The following is an 805-nucleotide window of genomic DNA, read 5'->3' as shown; positions in this document are numbered from 1 at the left end:
GGCCTGGGCGAACCGGCCGGCATCCGATCCCGACCCCCGCGCCCTCGGCCTCACTTCCCGCCATCTCGCCTACATCATCTACACCTCCGGATCCACCGGCACGCCAAAGGGCGTCATGGTCGAGCATGCCCAAATTGCTCGTTTGTTTGAGGCTACCCAGAATTGGTACGACTTCTCCGCGGGCGACGTCTGGTGCCTCTTCCATTCCTTCTCCTTCGACTTTTCCGTTTGGGAGTTGTGGGGAGCTCTGCGTTATGGCGGACGCTTGCTTCTAGTGCCGAGCTATACGGCTCGCTCCGCTCCAGATTTCTACCATCTGATCTGCAAGTCCGGCGTCACAGTTCTCAACCAGACCCCTTCGGCTTTTAAAACTTTTATCCAGGCGACATGTGAGAGTGGAATTCACAACCACCTTCGATACGCAATTCTTGGCGGGGAGGCCTTGGAGCCATCAGTTCTGAAGCCATGGTACGCTAGGCATTCAGATCACACCCCACAGATCATTAACATGTACGGCATCACGGAAACGACCGTGCATGCAACCTATTGCCCTCTTATTGAATCTGACACTTCCAGTTCGTTTAGCCCCATCGGAGAGCGGATCTCCGATCTTCGGCTCTACCTGCTTGACGGCCATGGCGCACCGGTGCCGTTCGGGGCGGTCGGCGAGCTCTATATCGGCGGGGCAGGGGTGGCGCGCGGCTATCTCAACCAACCGGAGCTGACGGCCGAGCGCTTCCTGGCCGATCCGTTCTGCGGAGAGCCGGGGGCGCGGATGTACCGCACCGGCGACCTCGCCCGCTAT

General features: G+C 59.4%; 1 protein-coding gene. It reads left to right on the top strand.

Going from position 1 to position 805, the window contains the following annotated elements; all coding sequences use genetic code 11:
* Positions 1 to 805, top strand: an 805-nt coding sequence (locus QN224_RS33535; protein WP_283980173.1) for an AMP-binding protein, incomplete at both ends; no start/stop codon positions are given.

The sequence above is a fragment of the Sinorhizobium sp. 7-81 genome, assembly GCF_030124405.1.
In the GTDB taxonomy this organism is placed as follows: Bacteria; Pseudomonadota; Alphaproteobacteria; order Rhizobiales; family Rhizobiaceae; genus Sinorhizobium; species Sinorhizobium psoraleae.
The sequence above is the reverse complement of the archived record's forward strand: the minus strand, read 5'-3'. Positions and strand labels throughout refer to the sequence as shown.